Origin of the sequence: Flavihumibacter rivuli (assembly GCF_018595685.2) — a bacterium.
Lineage (GTDB): Bacteria > Bacteroidota > Bacteroidia > Chitinophagales > Chitinophagaceae > Flavihumibacter > Flavihumibacter rivuli.
Genome location: NZ_CP092334.1, coordinates 2,145,261 through 2,164,695, shown reverse-complemented (window position 1 = coordinate 2,164,695; position 19,435 = coordinate 2,145,261). Strand labels below are relative to the sequence as shown.

The 19,435-nt window shown below is 50.7% G+C and carries 18 protein-coding genes; all 18 read right to left on the bottom strand.

Annotation, left to right across the window (positions count from 1 at the left end):
* Window positions 1-112 precede the first annotated feature (112 nt).
* Window positions 113-1,546 carry a DUF2252 domain-containing protein gene (locus KJS94_RS09540; RefSeq protein ID WP_214447455.1) on the bottom strand — a complete coding sequence of 478 codons (1,434 nt, stop codon included), beginning with the start codon at window positions 1,544-1,546 and terminating at the stop codon, window positions 113-115.
* Window positions 1,547-1,732: 186 nt separating this feature from the next.
* Window positions 1,733-2,644 (bottom strand): bifunctional molybdenum cofactor biosynthesis protein MoaC/MoaB, encoded by a 912-nt coding sequence (gene moaCB, locus KJS94_RS09535; RefSeq protein ID WP_214447456.1) that lies wholly within the window; start codon window positions 2,642-2,644, stop codon window positions 1,733-1,735.
* 73 nt (window positions 2,645-2,717) lie between these two features.
* Entirely contained in the window at window positions 2,718-3,161 is a 444-nt protein-coding gene (locus KJS94_RS09530; protein WP_214447457.1) for a molybdenum cofactor biosynthesis protein MoaE, read from the bottom strand.
* Between the two features lie 11 nt (window positions 3,162-3,172).
* The gene (gene moeB, locus KJS94_RS09525; protein WP_239804111.1) at window positions 3,173-4,285 is read right to left on the bottom strand and encodes a HesA/MoeB/ThiF family protein; all 1,113 of its coding nucleotides are present in this window, start codon (window positions 4,283-4,285) and stop codon (window positions 3,173-3,175) included.
* Window positions 4,285-4,518, bottom strand: a complete 234-nt coding sequence (locus KJS94_RS09520) for a MoaD/ThiS family protein (RefSeq protein ID WP_214447458.1) — start codon at window positions 4,516-4,518, stop codon at window positions 4,285-4,287. The genes moeB and KJS94_RS09520 overlap by 1 nt, the downstream gene beginning before the upstream one ends.
* 7 nt (window positions 4,519-4,525) lie before the next feature.
* Window positions 4,526-5,263 carry a sulfite exporter TauE/SafE family protein gene (locus KJS94_RS09515; protein ID WP_214447459.1) on the bottom strand — a complete coding sequence of 246 codons (738 nt, stop codon included), beginning with the start codon at window positions 5,261-5,263 and terminating at the stop codon, window positions 4,526-4,528.
* A 9-nt stretch (window positions 5,264-5,272) separates the two neighbouring features.
* The gene (locus KJS94_RS09510) at window positions 5,273-6,457 is read right to left on the bottom strand and encodes a molybdopterin molybdotransferase MoeA (RefSeq protein WP_214447460.1); all 1,185 of its coding nucleotides are present in this window, start codon (window positions 6,455-6,457) and stop codon (window positions 5,273-5,275) included.
* Entirely contained in the window at window positions 6,454-9,036 is a 2,583-nt protein-coding gene (locus KJS94_RS09505; protein ID WP_214447461.1) for a TonB-dependent receptor, read from the bottom strand. Before KJS94_RS09505 ends, KJS94_RS09510 begins: the two co-directional genes overlap by 4 nt.
* Window positions 9,033-10,022 carry a GTP 3',8-cyclase MoaA gene (moaA, locus tag KJS94_RS09500; protein WP_214447462.1) on the bottom strand — a complete coding sequence of 330 codons (990 nt, stop codon included), beginning with the start codon at window positions 10,020-10,022 and terminating at the stop codon, window positions 9,033-9,035. Before moaA ends, KJS94_RS09505 begins: the two co-directional genes overlap by 4 nt.
* A 9-nt stretch (window positions 10,023-10,031) precedes the next feature.
* On the bottom strand, window positions 10,032-10,637 hold the full coding sequence (locus KJS94_RS09495; RefSeq protein WP_214447463.1) for a nucleotidyltransferase family protein: 606 nt from the start codon (window positions 10,635-10,637) through the stop codon (window positions 10,032-10,034).
* The gene (locus KJS94_RS09490; RefSeq protein ID WP_214447464.1) at window positions 10,634-11,791 is read right to left on the bottom strand and encodes an XdhC family protein; all 1,158 of its coding nucleotides are present in this window, start codon (window positions 11,789-11,791) and stop codon (window positions 10,634-10,636) included. Before KJS94_RS09490 ends, KJS94_RS09495 begins: the two co-directional genes overlap by 4 nt.
* Before the next feature lie 14 nt (window positions 11,792-11,805).
* Window positions 11,806-12,795, bottom strand: coding sequence for an XdhC family protein (locus KJS94_RS09485; protein WP_214447465.1), 990 nt, complete (start codon window positions 12,793-12,795; stop codon window positions 11,806-11,808).
* Window positions 12,788-13,927 carry a vWA domain-containing protein gene (locus tag KJS94_RS09480; RefSeq protein WP_214447466.1) on the bottom strand — a complete coding sequence of 380 codons (1,140 nt, stop codon included), beginning with the start codon at window positions 13,925-13,927 and terminating at the stop codon, window positions 12,788-12,790. The genes KJS94_RS09485 and KJS94_RS09480 overlap by 8 nt, the downstream gene beginning before the upstream one ends.
* A 15-nt stretch (window positions 13,928-13,942) precedes the next feature.
* Complete coding sequence (locus KJS94_RS09475; RefSeq protein ID WP_214447467.1) at window positions 13,943-14,818, bottom strand: AAA family ATPase; 876 nt, start codon at window positions 14,816-14,818, stop codon at window positions 13,943-13,945.
* 5 nt (window positions 14,819-14,823) lie between these two features.
* Entirely contained in the window at window positions 14,824-15,351 is a 528-nt protein-coding gene (locus KJS94_RS09470) for an SRPBCC family protein (RefSeq protein WP_214447468.1), read from the bottom strand.
* Window positions 15,352-15,589: 238 nt separating this feature from the next.
* Window positions 15,590-17,956, bottom strand: coding sequence for an aerobic carbon-monoxide dehydrogenase large subunit (locus tag KJS94_RS09465; RefSeq protein ID WP_214447469.1), 2,367 nt, complete (start codon window positions 17,954-17,956; stop codon window positions 15,590-15,592).
* Between the two features lie 33 nt (window positions 17,957-17,989).
* Window positions 17,990-18,493, bottom strand: coding sequence for a (2Fe-2S)-binding protein (locus KJS94_RS09460; RefSeq protein ID WP_214447470.1), 504 nt, complete (start codon window positions 18,491-18,493; stop codon window positions 17,990-17,992).
* A 24-nt stretch (window positions 18,494-18,517) separates the two neighbouring features.
* Window positions 18,518-19,387 (bottom strand): FAD binding domain-containing protein, encoded by an 870-nt coding sequence (locus KJS94_RS09455; protein ID WP_214447471.1) that lies wholly within the window; start codon window positions 19,385-19,387, stop codon window positions 18,518-18,520.
* Window positions 19,388-19,435: the final 48 nt, after the last annotated feature.

The following is a 19,435-nucleotide window of genomic DNA, read 5'->3' as shown; positions in this document are numbered from 1 at the left end:
GCAGTTGTCTTCAACAACAAGACCAGCCAATATTGGATGGTTGCTTCATACAGTTAAAAAGCAAATCGCCCCGAATGTTTATTTCGGGGCGATTTGCATTGTTATTTCAGTGCTATTCTTCAAACTCAGCTTCCAGCCTTCCTTCCCTGATGGCTTTTTTGATCGCGGCGTGGTCTTGTTCATTCTGGTCGGCATAAGCAACGGAGAAGTCCGCAATGGCTTCATCAAATTTGTCGCTCTTGCCCATATAGCCGCTGAGCATGGCGGCATCACCGCCACGGGCATGTGAAAGGGCGAGGGCCTGCCCACACCATTCTGCATATTGCATCATCTCGCTCTTACCAAAGGTTTCCACCCTGATGGAGATCTTGGTATTGCGCAATTGCCGGAGGAAAAAATCCCGCTTTTGTTCACCATGGCCCTTTGTCCAGCCCAGGAAGGGATCGCTGAAGGGTTGCATGAGGCGGTAGCCATTGATGACCCTTTGTCCATGGTTGGCATAGATGCTTTTGCCGGCATAAGGCTCAAGAACAGAGTCCCTGGCTTCTTTTACCTGGAGGAACAGTGGTTCCCCATCACCGGTCATCAGCAGCAATACCCAGCAGGAAGTACCGACACTGCCAACCCCAACCACTTTAATGGCTGCATCCTTCAATTCATACCTGTTGAGCAGGGAGGCATGGGCAGGCGTCAGGGTTTTCTTATAATCCTCAAAAGTTGCCTTTACGATGTCAACTACCTCACCCGGTTCGTGGCCTTCCCAGTGGAAGATTTCCGGCAGGGAGTCTTTGATGAAAGTCTTATTAGCGGTTCCTTGTGCAAGTTTGGGGAAGATCTCTTCCGCTACACTGCGCTCTTTTTCTTTTTCTATACGCTTATATGCCCTTTCCATCATTTGGGGGTCTTTCATCCTGGAAATGAGCATCTCAGCTTCAATGGAATAATGCCAGAGTTCCATGGTCTTCATTTCACTGTAGGTGGCCATATATTCCCGATAAGCCCTCGTGCAGGCTACTGCAGTGTCCCTTGCATTGGCTTCGCTAATGCCATTGTTCCTGCCGGCCACCACAAAACTGGCTGCCAGGCGTTTCACATCCCATTCCCATGGCCCCGGTAGGGTTTCGTCGAGGTCGTTGATGGAAAAGATGATGTTCTTTTCTGGTGTAGCAAAGCCACCAAAATTGCTGAGGTGTCCATCCCCGCAGATCTGGACATACATTGTTGAATTAGGCGTGGTTGCCAGGTCGGCAGCCATATTCAATGCAGCTCCCCGATAAAAAGTAAAGGGGGAAACCGCCATGCGTCCATGGCGGAGGGGGATAAGTTTTTCAATCCTTCCGGCATCGGCCTGTAGCATCAGGTCAACAGGATCGGGCCTGTTAGCCGGGGCTTTCCAGGTGGCATGGGAGGTCCGGGGACATTTTTCGCGTAATAGCTTCCCTAATTCATATCGTTCTGCCCTGGGAAGGTGAAAGTAGGTTGGTCTTACTTTGTAAGGGGTTGGCTCACCAACCAGCGGTTGGTTGGTAGTAACAGTATTATCCATAGCGATGCATTTTGGAGGCTTGTCAGCATAATTGCTGCCGACTCCTTACAAGTTACCAAATAAGATCGCTGGCTGTTGGAAAGCAGCTGGGTTAACGGTTAAATCCACCAATGGCAATTAATGTCATTGAGGATCCTATCCTTCGGCGCAGGTGTCAGGGAGTATTATCCTTTACTCGTTGGGGAATCAGGAATGCCTTACCCCTTCTGTAACCTTGAATACATGCAGGATCGCAGGGAAGAGGGCATCGATGCTTTCTTCGCTTCCCCTCGGTGAGCCAGGGAAAGTAAGCACCAGCATATCACCTATAAAGCCCGCAACACCCCTTGAAAGCATGGCATAGGGCATGCGTTGCTGCCCATAATTCCTTGCAGCTTCCATGATGCCGGGGATCTCCCGGTCCAGCAAGGGTGCAATGGCATCGGGTGTGACATCCCTGGGAGAGAGGCCGGTACCACCGGTAAAGATGGCCAGGCGGATACCCGCATTGCTGAGCTCTTTTACTTTGGACTGGATGGTGGAAAAATCATCGGGTATGGCTACCCGTAAGATGGATTGGATATTGAATTGTCCCAGTTTATTTTCGATCAGGTCACCTGTTTTATCCGGGTATTTTCCGGAGGCCACGCCATCGGAACAGGTGATCACAGCTGTCCTGACGGTATCCGGCATTTCATAGCGGAAATCGGTCTTGCCGCCTTTTTTCTCCTCCAGTTTAATGGTGGCGATCTCGATGGATTTATCGATGGGCTTCAGCATGTCGTACATGGTCAGTGCTACAACAGAAGCGCCATGCATGGCCTCCACCTCAACACCGGTCTTGTAGATTGTCCTTGCCTCTACGGTGATGATGATGTCCAGTCCTTCAACACGGTGGCTGATGGCCGCATACTCAATGGGCAGCGGATGGCAATCGGGTATCACATCGCTGGTCTTCTTGATGGCCAGTAAGCCGGCGGCGCGGGAGAACTCGAACACATCACCCTTGGGAACCCTCTTCTGCAGGATGGCATCAATGGTTTCCTGGCTGGATACCCTCAAGATGGCCGTGGCAATCGCCTGGCGAAGTGAACTCGATTTATGCGTGATATTGACCATGGTGTTGATAATAGTTGAAGGATGTAAAAATAGGGACTTGCCTGATTGGGATGCTTATCCTCTCCTGGGTTACCTATTTATTCTCCTTCCATTGATAGGATTCGTCTTCGAATAATTCCTTACCCCAGACCGGTAGCTCATACTTGATGTGTTCCACCAGTTCCGTACAGGCATCAATAGCCGATTTGCGGTGTTGGGAGGAAGTGAATACAAAAAGGCAGATCTCGCCAGCGGCTACCTTGCCCAGGCTGTGGTACACATGCAGGCAGGTGAGGTCATACTTGGAAAAGATGGCTTCCCTGATCTCATGCATTTTCTCCAATGCCATCTCCTCATAGGTGGTGTATTCAATGGCGGCCACTTGCTTGTCGTTGATCTTATCGGCACGAACCTGGCCAAGGAATATACTATGGCCACCGATATCATGCCTGGTACTGTGCTTTTGGATACTGTCCGCAATGAAGGACGGCTGGATGGCGCCTTGCACAAAGATCTGCTTGGGTTTGCGTTCTTTCATATCAAAAGAATTTAGGAATGCCAGTTGAGGATGCCTCCTCTTAAACTATAAATATGTTTTGTTTTGGTATTGCTTGCTGCCAGGAGCTTCGCCGCCTGCAGGCTGCGCTTGCCCGATTGGCAAATGAATAAAACAGTATCACCTTCTATCTTTTCCAATTGTTCCTTCAAACCGGATAGGGGCATTTTCACATGCTCGATGGTATTGATCTCAGGGACTTCACCTTCTTCCCGGACATCAATGATGGTGATCTTTCCTGCCTGCATCAATTCATTGAATTGTCTTGCATCGATCTCCATATCATTGGTTCCAATTCCACATAACCATTCGTAATTGGTGTGAAGGAATTGCTCATGGTCTTTCGGAATGAGTTTCCGGTTGTCTTCCACCGCCGATAAATGAACCGTCATGTGCTGGTTATACAATGCATGGTAGGTGTAGAGCTGGTCCTTCAATACTTCCCCCATACCTGTGATTAGCTTGATGGCCTCATTGGCCTGCATGCTGCCGATGATACCGGGTAACACACCCAACACACCTGCTTCTGCGCAATTTAATACCTCTCCTTCAACAGGCGGATGCGGAAAGATATCCCGGTAGTTGACAGAACTGTTATCATTCGCCGGGTAATTGAAAACGGCTACCTGCCCTTCAAACCTCGACACCGCCCCATAGACCAGGGGCTTCTGCATCAGTACACAGGCATCGTTGACCATATACCTTGTGGCGAAATTATCGGTGCCATCGATGATGATATCATATTGACCAAAGAGTTCGAGGCAAGTCCTGTTGTCCAGTTTGACGGGATAGGTCTGGATAGAGATTTCCGGATTGATGGCTTTCAGTTTTTTTTCCGCCACCAAAACTTTCAATTGACCGATATCTTCTGTTCCATAGAGGACCTGGCGATGCAGGTTGCTCATCGATACCCTGTCGAAGTCAACGATGCCGATCGTGCCCACCCCGGCCGCTGCCAGGTATTGCAGGGCCGGACAGCCCAACCCACCGGCACCTAGCATCAATACACTTGCTGCTCCCAGTAGGTATTGGCCACTCTCACCCAGTTCCTTCAACAGGACCTGGCGGTGGTAACGTTCTGGTATGGTATTGGACTTCGGCATCATTAACCTCCGGAGAATGGTGGCAATAAAGCAATGCTGCTATTGGCCGTTATGGCCGCTGTGCCATGGATGATTTTCTTGTCAACAGCAACCACAAACTTTGCCTTTTCAAGGGCAGGGAATTGCTTTTTCAATTCCATGAATAGTTCATCGGTATTGCTGACGGCAGGAATACTGATGCTATTGCTTCCTGTGATATCGGTCAGTTGCCCGAATATGGTGATCTGTATATTCATTGTTTTATTACGCTGAGGTAAACAATAATTTGAAGGCTGCCATGGTGAGCACGGTTGCCAATGTAAATTTCAGCACTTCCTGCCTGAATTTCAAGGACCCGAACCATGCCCCCAGTAATCCTCCACTAAAAGCTATGCCAACCATCAGCACCATATCCGTGCTGAAGTTGATCCCCTTGGTCAATTGCCCGAACAACCCGCTCAGGGAATTCACGAATATAAACAAGGCACTGATGGCCGCGGTTTGCTTTTGGTCGGTCCAATTCAATAACAGGAGGATGGGTGAGAGGATAATGCCCCCACCAATGCCTATCAGGCCCGAAAGGAAACCGATGCTGGCGCCAATTAGGATGGACATCCACAACTGCGGCTCGACTGTCCCGGCCTGCTTGCTGTCCTTGAACAGGAAGAAGCGCAGTATGGGCAGGAGCAGCAATAATCCTAGGATCTTTTTGTAGATGGTGGCATCAATGGTCAGTAAGCCGCCGATGAAGGCCATAGGAATGGAAGCCAATGCAAGGGGTAGGAATATCTTCCATTTGAAATGCCCTCCACGGTAGAACTGGATATAGGAGGTAAGGGATACAAAGAGGTTGAGCAGCAGGGCTGTAGGTTTCATCACCTCGGGGGCGAATCCATAAAGGGCCATCAGGGCCAGGTAGCCACTGGCGCCGCCATGCCCCACTGATGCATAAAGGAAGGCAACAACAAACAATAAGGGATAGAAGATCAGGCTTACATCCATGCATCTTGATTAATAAGGTAAGATATGAATTTCCACTTCTTCTCCCGGCCCGGCCTGTGTGAGCTCTTCAGGCAGCATGATGAGGCAATTGGCCCGGGCAAAGGAATTCAGCTTATAGGATTCCTGACCCTCGAGCGACATCACCTTTTCCCCATCGGCATAACCCTTCAGGTAATGTGTTGGGCCTGCCGGTTTCTTTACCGCATTCGCCAGTATTGCCCTTCGCTTGCGCAAGGTCAGGTCGCGTTGCTGCATTTCCCCAATGGCGACCAGCACATACTCATAAAAACAGGTCATGACCGATGCCGGGTTGCCCGGTAAGCCAAAGACGGGTTGCTGTCCGTGTTTGCCAAAGAGGATGGGCTTGCCTGGTTTTTGCCTGATCTTATGGAAGATGGTTTCGATCCCACATTCCAATGTGGCTTTGAGGGTGAAGTCATAATCGCCTACGCTGATACCACCTGTCAGCAACACCATATCTGCTTGTTCCAGCGCAGTGGCCAATGTTGTGGTCAATGCCTGCAGGTTATCTTCTACCCGGTAGAGGCTGATATCCTTTATCTGCAAGGCTTCCAGCGCTGTGGTGAGGGAAGCCGAATTGGATTCGTACACCTGTCCATACTGCAAAGGTTTTCCTGGTTCCTGCAATTCATTACCCGTAACGATGATGGCTACCCGAGGTTTGGGATATACTTTCACCGCTGCCATTCCGATCCCTGCCAGGAAGCCGATCGCCGGGGGCGTGAGGAGGGTTCCCTTTTCCAATGCCAACGCGTTCCGGCTGATCTCGGAACCTACCGGCCTTACATTATCGCCCGCCTTCAGGTCGGGATCTTCAATATGCAGCTCATCGCCTTCTATGCGCGTCTTCTCCTGCATCACCACCGTGTCTGCTCCCGGAGGTACGGCTGCCCCTGTAAAGATCCTGACTGCCTTACCCGGTATAACCTGGATGGTTTGGTTGCTGCCCGCGGCCATTTCGCCATAGAGGTCCAATGGTTCTCCTTTCTTCCAGCCGTCATAGGAGAAGGCATAGCCATCCATGCTCGATTGCGGATAGGCGGGGATATCCACCGGGGCATATACGTCTTCTGCCAGCACCGTTCCTGCTGCTTGCTTAATGGGCAGGAGCACCGGTGGCAGGGCTTCACATTGTTCTTTGATAATGGCTTTCGCTATAGCCGAGCTGATCATAGTTTTTGTTTTTTGGAGATCCCCCAGGTCAGGGTCAGGTAATAATAACCGCCAATGGAAGGGCCACCAAGGATCGAATAATAATACCTGTTGAACAGGTTATTGCCCCCTAATTTAAGGTGAAGCGGAATATGGTTCACCTGGTAACTGATGTGGGCATCAAGGGTAGTGATGGCCGGAACATCGCCATTCACCAGGAAGGATTCCCAATAGTACCTGCTCTGCCAACGCAGGTTGAGCCCTGCACCAATGCCATGTGCTATGTCCTGGTTGGCAATACCGGCATTGACCATCCATTCCGGGGTGTTAAAGCCATCTTCCAATCCATCGTCATTACTGCTTTTTAGCAGTTGCTGGAAACTGGCATTGCCATTGAATACATAGCCCTTACCGAGCCTGAGGCTGCCACCTGCATGGAAGCCTATATTATCAATGGTTGTGGTGGAATTGGTCCACATCCTGTATTGGTCCTGCAAGCGGTTGTCGGCCAGGTAAAAGGCCATGGAATCCGGGTTGTTTGTCCGGGGGATATTCATATTCGCCTGCGCAATGAAGGAATTGTACCGGCTGAAGTAGGCGCCGGCATCAATATAGAGCCTGCCACTGAGGAAGACTCCCCTGTAACCTGCCTCGATTGATTTCACCTGTTCCGGTTGGATATAAGTATAGGGATTCTTTTGCAGCAGTCCTTTGTTCTTTTCGATTGCCTCATTCCTGCTGAGACCGTTCTGGTTCACCTCACGAAGGATGGCGGATTGAAAGGCCGCAATGGAGGTTTGCAGCCAGGCATTCTCGAAGATGCCATTGGACATCACGGGCAAACCGCCCACCCTTTTCACCCCGCCGCTGTTCACATTGGAATAAGCTTCGAATACGATGGGGAAGCGGTAACTGCTGGTGAAGGAGAGGCGAAGGCTCTGGTTGCTGTTGATGCTGTACACTGCCGTAAACCTTGGGTTCCACTTGAGGTCGAAATAATCATTCTTATCTGCCCTCACTGCTACCCCTAACCGAATTTTATTATTCAGCAATTGTTTGTAAACGGATAGGAAGGCACCGGTACGGCCATAGTTAATGGTCTTTCCCGATTTGCCAGGTTCTGGATTGATGAAGTAATTGCCATCGGGTTGCACCAGGTAGGTCCGATGGTCCAATCCGCCTATGACTTCCAGTCCTGCTTTCTCTTTCCATTGCTTCAGCCATTTTTCCGTCAGGTTGAACTGGACTTCCCCATGGATGAAACCAGCCTTTACTTTAAGGGCTGCACCGCTGTCCCAATTGTTGATCTGTTGTAGCCTGGCAAGGTTCTCGTTGAATCCTGGCGTTCCTGGTGCCAGCCTGTTAATGTCTGCGGCCTGCCTGGCCAATTGGTGTGCGGCTTCTATGGACTGTCCTTGCTGTAATGCCGAGGTATAGCCTTGCCTGTAACTGGCGAACCATGCATTATCCTGGCTGCTCACCCTGTCCAGGTTTTCGGCCATGGACCGGAGATTGTAGGAATTGCCGGTATTCTCCCCGTTGTAATAAAGCTTTGCCTGGATGGATGGGGACTGGTAGCTGATGCCATGCTGGAACAGCGCATAGTCCTCCAGCCTGAACCTGTTGGCACGCTGGTAAATATTGTTCAGGAAGGCATAGCGAAAGGTGTAAGAGAGTGAGTGGCCTTTGCGGGTTTTGTAAAAGAGGCCAGCATCCCCCTTGATGTTTTGAAGGGTATAATTGGTTACGTCTATTTCCCGGTATCCTGTCCGAGCCACCTGGTAGGACTTGCCATCCAGGTTGAGCGTTCGACGGTTGGGAGCTTCATTGCCATAACTGTTCACAGGGTTGAGTGCAGGATTATTACTGCCGGTCAGGCCTGTACTGGCATTCGCCAGGGGATTAAGGTCATTATAGTTATCGGCTATCCAATCGTAGCCATGCATATAACCAAGATTGAACTTCACTGCCCACTGCTCATTCAGTTTACTCGCCCAACGGACCTGGGTTTCTGAAAAGATCCGTGGACTGGTCGAATTGTTGTTGAGGTGGGTGAGCGCTGTATGCTGGCGGATACTGAGTCCTTCGGTAGTGAAGGGATCGCGGCTGTAAAAATTAGCAAGGCCATTGATGCTGTTCATGCCATACATGGCGGAAGCCACACCGGGTATGATCTCCACCCTTTCGATATCAAGGTCGCCAGGCCCCAAAACATTGCCGATCGGGCTACCGATATGCGGCGACTGGATGTCCATGCCATCCACCAGCTGGGCAAAGCGCACATTCGTGGTATTGGCAAAACCCCTCGTGTTCAGGATCCTGAACCCCATGCTGGGTGTGATCATCTGCACACCCTTCACCTGGTCGAGTGATTCAAAGAAGGAAGGGGAGGAATTGGTGAGGAAGAAGGACCTGCTGACCTTCTCTACTGTAACCGGTGAAAACAATATTTTTTCGGGGATACGCGAAGCCGTTACAATCACTTCGCTTAATACTAACTGGCGGATACTATCCCTCTTCATAAGGTAAACGCTGTCCCTGTCCTGCCCAAAGACCAGGAGTTGAATTCCAATGAGCAGGATGGTCAGGTAATACTTCATCCGCCAATAGTGATCATACTTCGGTTATGGATGGTTGTTGCTTCGAGGTTTTCAAAATCGGTAGTGAATTGTCCGCCCAGTTCCTTTTTCTTGGCCTTTATGGTCTGCTGGATGAGTGGAAGGATATCTTCCCCATTTCTCAATGGATTGAGCAGGTCGGTCTCTGAGGCAGAAAAGAGGCAGTTCTTCATCTTGCCATCTGCCGTAAGCCTGATGCGGTTACAGGTGCCACAGAAATTATTGCTCATGGTACTGATCACGGCAAAAGTTCCCTGATGGCCCGGTACCTGGTATTTCTTAGCGGTATCATTGGGCTCTGCGGCCAGTGGCAGGATATCATATGTTGTCCCGGCCAGTTCCAGCATTTCCTGCCAGGTAAAGACCTTGTTGCTGGTCCACCTGTTGCCACTGAAAGGCATGAATTCGATGAACCGCACATGTACGGGATCATGCCTGGTCCATTCGATGAAATCCAGGATCTCCTGTTCGTTCATTCCTTTCATCACCACCATGTTCACCTTTACATGGAAGCCTTCCCGCAACAGAAGATGGATATTGTCATGCACCCGCTGGAACTGGTCCCTGCGCGTCATCAACAGGAACTTATCCCGGTCGAGTGTGTCCAGGCTGATATTGAGGGATCGGATCCTGCATTCCTTGAGCAGGTCCATGAATTCGTGGAGCCGGCTGCCATTGGTGGTGATGGTGAGGTTCACCGGTAATTGGGCCAATGACCGGATGATCTTTGCAGCATCCTTTCGCACCAATGGTTCCCCACCCGTCAGCCTTATCTTATTAACCCCCTGTTCAACGAAGAGTTTGGCAATGGAATAGATCTCATCAGCCTGCATCAGCCTGCTGGCAGGGGCAAAATCATACTCCTCTTCAGGCATGCAGTAGAAGCACCTGAAGTTGCAGTTGTCCGTCAACGATATCCTCAGATAGTTGTGAACACGGTTGAAGTTATCTATCAGTTTGCCTTCCATTTACATTTGCTACATTAAGGTTTCGTAATCTGATGGGGTATCGATATCAATGATCCCTTCCGGGAAGGGTATCGTTGCTACTTCATCAGCGTATTGCCTGATCAGTTTCCTTGCCCCGGTATCCCCCTTTATCTCCAGCAATGCCGGAAATATTTTACTGCTGAACAGGGCAGGGGTTCCTGACTGGTCGCCATAACTACTGGCGACAATGGGTTTCAGGGTTGATTCCTGTGTATGGACCAATTGCAACAACAAATCACTGGTCACATAGGGTTGGTCACAAACCATGAAGATCACCGCGTCTGTTTCAGGAGCAACGCTCCTTGCTTTTTCCAATCCGCACCGCAAGGATGATCCCATCCCTTCTTCCCAGGCTGCATTCAGGGCTGTCACCACCTCCTTGCCCTCTAATTCCCCGGCCACTGCTTCATTCCTTGCACCCAGTACCACCACCACGGGTCTAATGCTGGTGGCTAAGGCAGTGTCCACCGCCTGCGCCAGTAGCGACTTCCCCTTGTAAGGTAGCAATTGCTTGGCTTCGCCCAGGCGGCTGGATTGACCAGCGGCAAGGATGACTATTGCACAGTGGATGCTATGTTGGTTGACCGGTTTCACTGGATATGTTTTTCGCTGATCCTCGTCGCCTCCCTGGAGTGAATGGTATCTGCTTTGGAACGAAGGGACTGCCCTCCGGTACCACTGCGTACGGCCCTGATCTCGGCCAGTATGGAAAGGGCGATCTCTTCTGCCGTTTCCGCACCGATCTCCAGTCCCACCGGTCCATAGATCCTCGATAGTTGTTCTGGTGTAAGGGTGATGCCTTCGGCCTTCATATCATCCAGCATCCGGTCCAGTTTCTTCTTTGGACCCAATACACCGATATAGGATACGGAGGTGTTGACCAATGCTTTCAGCATCGCCAGGTCATAATTGTAATTATGGGTCATCAGAACAAAAACAGTTTGCTCATCAATGACCAATTGCTCCAGTACTTTTTCCGGTTTACTGACCAGGATCTGGCAGGCACTGGCAAACCTCTCCCTTTTCGCATGGGTGGGTCTTCCATCAATGACGGAGGGTTCCCATCCCAATGTATGGGCAATTTCCACCAACGGCATTACATCATTGCCGGCACCGATGATCATCAGTGATATTGCCGGTTCAATGTATTCTATGAATGCTGTAACGGTGAAGCTTTCCGATTTGTAATGCCTGAACACGGATTGCTTTTGGGAAAAGCATGCGGCAGCATCTTCCAATACTGAAGCTTTGAGTATGGCATTGTCAATATTGCCCGTGATCATTCCGTCTGCTTCCACCAGCAGGCAGGTACCTGGTTGCCGGCCTTTCTTGTCTTCCAATGAGAACAAGGTTATAAGCACATAAGGCTGCCGCCTGTTGGCAACTTTCTCCAGTAACTCAACGGGGTGGTTGGCTTGTGCAGGGATGATGGGTTCCATCAACACCTGGATGACACCTGCGCATCCCAGTTGCACGCCAATGGTGGCATCATCTTCATCGCTGGTATCATAGGTGACCAGCCTCGACTGCTGCTGGTTCAATACGGACAATGCTTTCCTGAGCGCATCACCTTCAAGGCAACCGCCGCTGATCGCACCGGTCATTTCCCCTTCATCGGTTACCAGCATCCTTGCTCCCGGTCGCCTATAGGAAGAGCCTTCCAAATGCACGACCGTTACCAGGGCAGTCTTTTTGCCTTCCTGCCCGGCCTTTTCAAAAGCATTGATGATCGCTTTGATCTCTTTCATGTTTTTCTCCTCTCTCAGGCTTTTGCCTTATGCATATATTTTTCCGGGTCCTGCTCAAACTTCACTTTGCATCCATCACAACAGAAATACACTTTTTCCCCTTTATAATCGATCACGTGCTTGGGACTATTGATATCCACCGGAACGCCGCAGACAGGGTTGATATAGAATTTGGGCTTACCCGCTTCTTCCCTCGTGGTGTCGAACATAGTAAACCCTGAAGCACCGGGTGCCTGGCTCTTCACCTGGATGATCTCGGCCAGGATACTGATCGCCACTTCTTCCGGGCTCTTGGCGTTGATATCAATTCCCGCAGGGGACTTTACCGCTGCGACGCGCGCGGGATCAACCCCGGCATCTTTCAGGTAGTCCATGACCTTGCTGCCCTTTTTCTTGCTCGATACAAATCCTACGTAGCAGGAGGTTTTGCCCAAGGCTTCTTGTAAGGCTGTCTCGTCCTGGTCGCCCTGCGTGGCCACCACAATACTGCTTGCAGCCGTGGTGTTCACCTGCTTCAGGTTGTATTGGGTGATCAGTTCATCTACCTTGTCGAATGTGTCAGGCTTGATATCAGGAGCTACTGCTGTAACCCTGAAACCCGAGATTTTGGCCAGTTTCACCAATGCCTTGGCAATTGCGGTCTTTCCCATTACCACAATATGGGGCGGGGGCAGAACGGGTTCTATGAACACTTCCACCAGGCCTTCACTCTGACAAGTCATTTTATATTCCATAACGCCTTCCTGTTGGGAATGGTTGAGGGTTTTTCCAATTCGCACGAGCCGGGCCTTGCCGCTCTTCATGGCATCTTCCGCTTCCTTGATGATGATGGCACGGACACAGCCTCCTCCCACCCAGCCGATGATCTCGCCAAATTTATTGATTATGGCCTTATCACCTGTTTTGCCGCTGCTGGGTGCTTCCCTTCGCACCACTACGGCGATGGCAAAGGGTTCATTCCTTTTCCTCAGTTCCTGTCCTTTTTCTAAGAATACCTCAAGCATCTTGTAAAATATTTTCTAGTTCCAGCAAACTTTCCAGGTTATGTGCCGAGCGAAAGTCGTCGATCGATGGGAGCGCAGCGCTCATTCCTTTCGCAATGGGGGCATAACCTTTCATACCCTTCAGGGGGTTCAGCCAGATGACCTTCCTGGCCTTCCCTTTGATAAATTTCATTTCCTTTTGCAGTTCCTCCGGTGTTCCGGTATCCAATCCATCACTCAGTATCAGTACGATCGGTGAGCCATTCAAGAGGAGCTTTCCATAGCGTTCATTGAAATCATGCAGGCAACTACCTATCCTGGTGCCTCCCGACCAATGCTCTGCCTGTGCGGATACCGTCTGCAATATCTGGTCTATCCTGTTCAATTGCAGGGCCTTGGTCACCCGAAGCAGGGAGGTGCTGAACAGGAAGGCTTCCAATTGCCGGAAATGCTCCTTTAGTGCACAGATGAACCGCAGCAGGTAAAAACTGTATTTATCCATGGAGCCGCTGACATCCAGCAGCACGATCAGTCTTTGCTTTTTGGGCTTTTGTGACTTCCTGAACAATTCCATCGGCTCGCCACCAAAACTTATGCTGTGCCGGATGGTGCGCCGCAGGTTGATCCTTCCTTTCCTGGTCGAGTTCTTCATCCTCCTCCTCATCCTCACGGCCATTTCCCGGAAGAGTTTCCTGGCGATGGCTTCCAGTTGTTCTGCATCGGTTTCCTTCACACTGGCAAGGTCTGTTCGCTTCAGGCGTTCCTTTTCATTGGCGCCACTCACGTTCTTCGCGGATGACTCCTCCTCCTGTTGGTTACCCCTGCCCAGCATCACCAGTGTGGCATTGGTCTTCTTCTCCACCACACCCTGTACCGAGGTCTTGCCCTTCCTTTCCTGCAGGTCGATGGGATTGGTATCCCAGAACAAAAGGAATAGCTTTTCAAAACTTTTGCATTCTTCCGGCGATTTGCAGAAGATGCTTTTCAAAGCGTTCTTGAAATGCTCCCTGTTGGTCAATAGTCCCAGGTCAGCAGCGAGCAAGGCATCCCTGGTCTCCGGAAGGCCCACATTCAAACCATGACTCCTGGCAAAATGGGTAAAAGCCACGATGCCTTCGGTAATGCTAGCGGTTTGGTAGGCCTGTTGTTTCATGGTCGGTTATGGGTGTCAGCGGATAAAGCTTTCCAGCCCTTCCGCTTTTACCTGGTTGATATCGTCTGTTGACTTAAGTATGGAGCCCAATGTCTGGTCAAATGCTTTTTGGTTCAACTCCCTGTAACCCAGTGTCATCAATGATTGTGCCCAGTCGATGGTCTCCGATACCCCCGGTGTTTTCGCCAGCTTTTTCTGGCGGAATTGCTGCACACAACCCACAACCTGTTCCAGTAAGGTGGCTTCTATGCCGGGGAGGTGCTTTTGAACGATCTGCATTTCCAGTGCCAGATCAGGATAATCGATCCAGTAATAGAGGCACCTTCTTTTCAGGGCATCGCTTAACTCGCGGGTACGGTTAGACGTAAGGATCACAAAGGGTTTATGTTCAGCCTTGATGGTTCCCATTTCCGGGATACTGATCTGGAAGGCAGAAAGCAATTCCAGCAGGAAGGCTTCAAACTCTTCATCGGAACGGTCCAGCTCATCGATCAACAGTACGGGCGACTGGTACAATTCGGTTATGGATTCCAGTAAGGGTCGCTTCAGCAGGTATTCATGACTGAATATATGCTTTTCCTTCTCCTCGATGGAAAGGGTAGTGCCTTCCTGGAGTTTGATGCCGAGCAATTGTTTCTGGTAGTTCCATTCGTATACCGCTGCATTGATATCGAGTCCCTCATAGCACTGCAGGCGGATCAGTTTGGTGTCCAGTATCCTGGCCAGGGCATGGGCCACTTCTGTCTTGCCCACACCGGGAGGACCTTCGAGTAATAATGGTTTTTGCAGTTTCAGCATGAGGAAGAGGGATGTGGCAAATGCATCATCTGCCACATAGTTCATCCTATCCAGCGCTTCAATGATCTCCTGTTGGGAATGGATTGTTTTCACTGGGTTTATTTTTTGCCACCAAACAGTCCCTTGATCATGCCGCCCACCATGGAGCCGGCACTGAGGGTGTTATCCACCTGCTCTCCTGACAATTGCTTTTTGAAGTTGTTGACGAACTGGTCGAATACCTGGTTGGAAACGTCATTGATAAGCCTTGAACCGAACTGTGCCATCATGCCGGTCACATTCACTTCCATGGTCACATTCACATCGGTGCCACCATCTTTTTCGGTGAGCTGGCCATCCATTTTCATATCGGCACCGCCCTTTCCTTTGCTATCCGTACCGGTTCCCTTGAGCGACATTTTCTTAGTGGCAGCATCCCTTTCCAGGAAAGTGATCAATCCATCATATTTGGCCTTTACCGGTCCAAACTTCAACTCCACTTCGCCCTTGTAATTGTCGTTGTCGATCTGCTCGGTCAACGATGCACCGGGTACGCAGGTCACTACCTGTGTCGGGTTGGTCAGGTTATTCCAAACAGCATCTATCGGATGCTCTACATGGAATGATTTGGTTATTGTCGTTGTCATTTTTAAGTGTTTACTATCATTTCGAAATAAAGCCGGGTCCAGATACCAGACCCGGCTATGGTTTTTCAATTCATGAGCTGCCATATGGTGGACATACTCTTCTTTCCCTGATTAGCGAAAAAGTCACATTTCCACACTCGTCCGCCGAAGCTTCAGCGTAGGCTGATGTTCTCAGCTCCTCACTGGTTGACGTAATGTCCACATTTCCACATTTTCACATTTCCACATGTCCACATGTTCACACCACCCCCTTCTCCTTCAATGCCTTCCACACCTTGAACGGTGTGATCGGGATATCCAGGTGGGTGATGCCATACGGACTCAACGCATCAACGATGGCATTGGCAATGGCAGGAGGCGCACCTACTGTTGGTGACTCACCTACGCCCTTGGCTCCGATCGGATGGTGGGGCGATGGGGTAACGGTATGACCGGTTTCCCACTTGGGTGATTCAACTGCTGTTGGTACAAGGTAATCCATGAAGGTTCCATTCAGGATATTGCCTGCTTCATCGTAGATGAGTTCCTCATACATGGCAGGGGCGATGCCTTGCGTTAAGCCTCCATGTACCTGTCCTTGTACGATCATCGGGTTGATGATATTTCCGCAGTCATCGATGGCAACGAAACGCCTTACATGTATGGCACCGGTTTCCTTGTCAATATCCACCACGCAGATATAGGCACCTGAAGGGAAGGTGAGGTTTGGCGGATCGTAGTAATGGGTTGCTTCAAAGCCTGCTTCCATGCCCGGCGGGTGGTTGGTATAAGAAGCGAACACGATCTCCTGGATGGTCTTGGACTTCTCCGGCGCGCCCTTTACAAAGAACTTACCGGGTTCCCATTCCAGGTCGTCCTCGCTCACTTCGAGCAGGTAGGCCGCGATCTTCCTGGCCTTATCCCTCAACTTGCGGGCAGCCACAGCCGCAGCTGCACCTGCTGTTGGGGTGCTTCGGGAAGCATAGGTACCCAGTCCGTATGGTGCGGTATCGGTATCCCCTTCTTCGATCTGGATGTTCTCAGCCGGTATGCCCAGTTCCTCAGCGATGATCTGCGCATAGGTAGTCTCGTGGCCCTGTCCCTGTGACTTGGTACCGAAGCGGGCGATGGCCTTTCCTGTTGGGTGAACACGGATTTCGGCACTGTCGAACATCTTGATGCCCAGGATATCAAAATCCTTTGAAGGTCCTGCACCAACGATCTCAGTGAAGGTGGAGATACCAATCCCCATCAGTTCCCCGCGCTTCCTTTTTTCTGCCTGTTCGGCGCGAAGCTGGTGGTAGTTGACGGTATCCATGGCTTTCAGCAAGCCTTTGTGGTAATCACCACTATCATAGATCCATCCCGTTGGCGATTTCCAGGGGAAGTCTTCTTTCTTGATAAAGTTCTGCAAACGCAGTTCTGCCGGATCTTTTCCGATCTCCAATGCATAGCGGTCGGTGATGCGCTCAATGGCATGCACTGCCTCGGTTACGCGGAAAGAACAACGGTAGGCAACACCCCCTGGCGGCTTGTTGGTATATACGGCATCACATTCCATATAGGTGGTGTCGTAATCGTAAGAACCCGTGGCGACGGAGAACATTCCTGTCGGGAATTTGGAGGGGTTGGCCGAGGCATCAGTGTAACCATGGTCAGCCAATATCTTGAATCGGGTGGCCAGGATCTTACCGTCCTTGGTACCGGCCATCTCTGCCGTGATATGGTAATCGCGGGCAAAGGAATCGGCTTGCAGGTTCTCGCTCCTGTCTTCGATCCACTTCACTGGTTTTCCAACAAGGAATGAAACCGCGATAGCGATCACATAGCCCGGGTATACCGGTACTTTACCGCCAAAGCCTCCGCCTATATCAGGGGAGATCACCCTGATCTTTTCTTCTGTGAGGCCAACATGCCCTGCTACCAACGCGATCACCGTGCGGATGGCGTGTGGCGCCTGGGTGGTCATGTACATGGTGAGGTGGTTGTTCACCTTATCGTAATCGGCCACACAACCACAGGTCTCAATAGAGGCCACGTGGATACGGGGGATATGCATCTGTTCCTTCACGACCACTTCGGCCTTGGCGAACACATCATCGGTCTTGTTCTTGTCGCCCACTTCCCAATGCCAGATATGGTTATCCTTCTTGCCTTCCTTGTCGCTGCGCAGCACGGGCGCACCAGGATCCAGTGATTTGAAGGGATCGATCACGGGCTTCATGGGTTCGTATTCCACCTTTACGGCTTCTCGGCCATCACGGGCGGCATACTTGCTGGTAGCGATCACGGCAGCTACTTCCTGTGCCTGGTACATTACTGTGTCGGTAGGCAACACCATTTGGGTGTCCGACATCAGGGTAGGCATCCAGTGCAGGTTGTATTTTTCAAGGTCCTTTCCGGTCACCACGGCTACTACGCCGGGAACCTTCATGGCTTCTTCAATATTGATCTTCTTGATCTTGGCATAGGCATAGGGACTTCTTACTATGTCCATATACAACATGCCGGGCAGTTTCACATCATCCACATAGTGGCCTTTGCCCTGGATGAAGCGAATGTCCTCCTTCCTTTTGAGGGAGTGACCCATGCCGCCGATCTCTTTTGATGTTTTACATTGAATCATATTGCAAACAATTGAATCGTTTTTTGAATGGGTTTATACGAATTCGGGTTCGGTGGAAGGCAGTTCATCGCCACGCATTTTTGCGCCGGCATATTGAATGGCTTTCACAATATTATTATAGCCCGTGCAGCGGCATAGGTTACCCGCAATACCCCACCGGATCTCCTCTTCCGTTGGATTGGGATTGTTGGCCAGGAGTTCTGTAGCGCGCAGGATCATCCCAGGTGTACAGAATCCGCAATGAAGTCCATGGTTCTCCTTGAAACCTTCCTGCAGTGGCGATAATTCACCATTTTGTGCCACACCCTCAATGGTGGTAATGGACTTTCCATTGGCCTGGACGGCTAATACCGTACAGGACTTAATAGACTTTCCATCGAGCAGGATGGTGCAGGCACCGCAACTTGACGTGTCACATCCTATGTGCGTACCCGTTAGATTCAGGACTTCCCTGATCATATGGACCAACAGTAAGCGGGGTTCCACCTCAAGTGTGTGTTGGACACCGTTTACGGTTACTGTTATTTGTTTTAACATATCACGTTTGGTTTAGAAGGTTGATTAATTGTTTGCCCTGTTGACAGCCTGGTGGATCATGCGTTTGACCAGTGTGCCCACGATCGATCTTTTGTATTCTTCGCTGCCGCGCAGGTCCGAAGAAGGATTGCAATCCTCGGAAGCATATTGGGCTGCCTCATTGATGCTTGCCTCGCTAAGAGGCTTGCCGATCAGCGCCTGTTCAGACCTCGCAGCACGCAGGGGAACAGGGTTCACATTGGTCAGGCCGATACCGGCAGCGGTCACCACGCCATTGTCGTCCAGGGTGATCTGTACAGCAACCCCTGCAGTGGCATAGTCGCCTACCTTCCTTTCCATTTTGTAGTAGGCGTTCCCGGTTCCTGAAGGAGGAACGGGTATCCTGATCTCGGTGAGGATCTCCCCGTGTTGTAATGCAGTCATGTAGAATCCGAAGAAGAATTCATCAATGGGGATCTCCCTTTCGCCATCGGGACCTGTTGCCACGATGGTTGCATTGAGTGCCAGCATCACAGCGGGATGGTCATTGGCAGCATCGCCGTGGGCGATATTGCCACCGATGGTTCCCATGTTGCGAACCTGCGGGTCTGCGATAAGTTTGGTGGCATCGGAGAAGATGGGGAATTTCTTCTTCAAAAAATCAGAATGTTCAAGGTCTGCTTCCCTGGTAAGGGCGCCGATCCTGAGGATGCCGTTTTCTTCCTTAATAAAGGAAAGACCGGGAATACCATTGATATCGATCAGGTACTCGGGCGTGGCAAACCGGAGCTTCATCATGGGGATCAGGCTGTGTCCCCCCGACAGGATCTTTGCGTCCTCTCCATACTGCTGAAGCATAGCGATGGCTTCAGACAGGGAGCCTGGTGATTCATACTGGAATGACTGCGGGATCATGGCTTTAGTTTTAGCTGTTTAGATGTTGATTCAAAACCGTTTTATGCA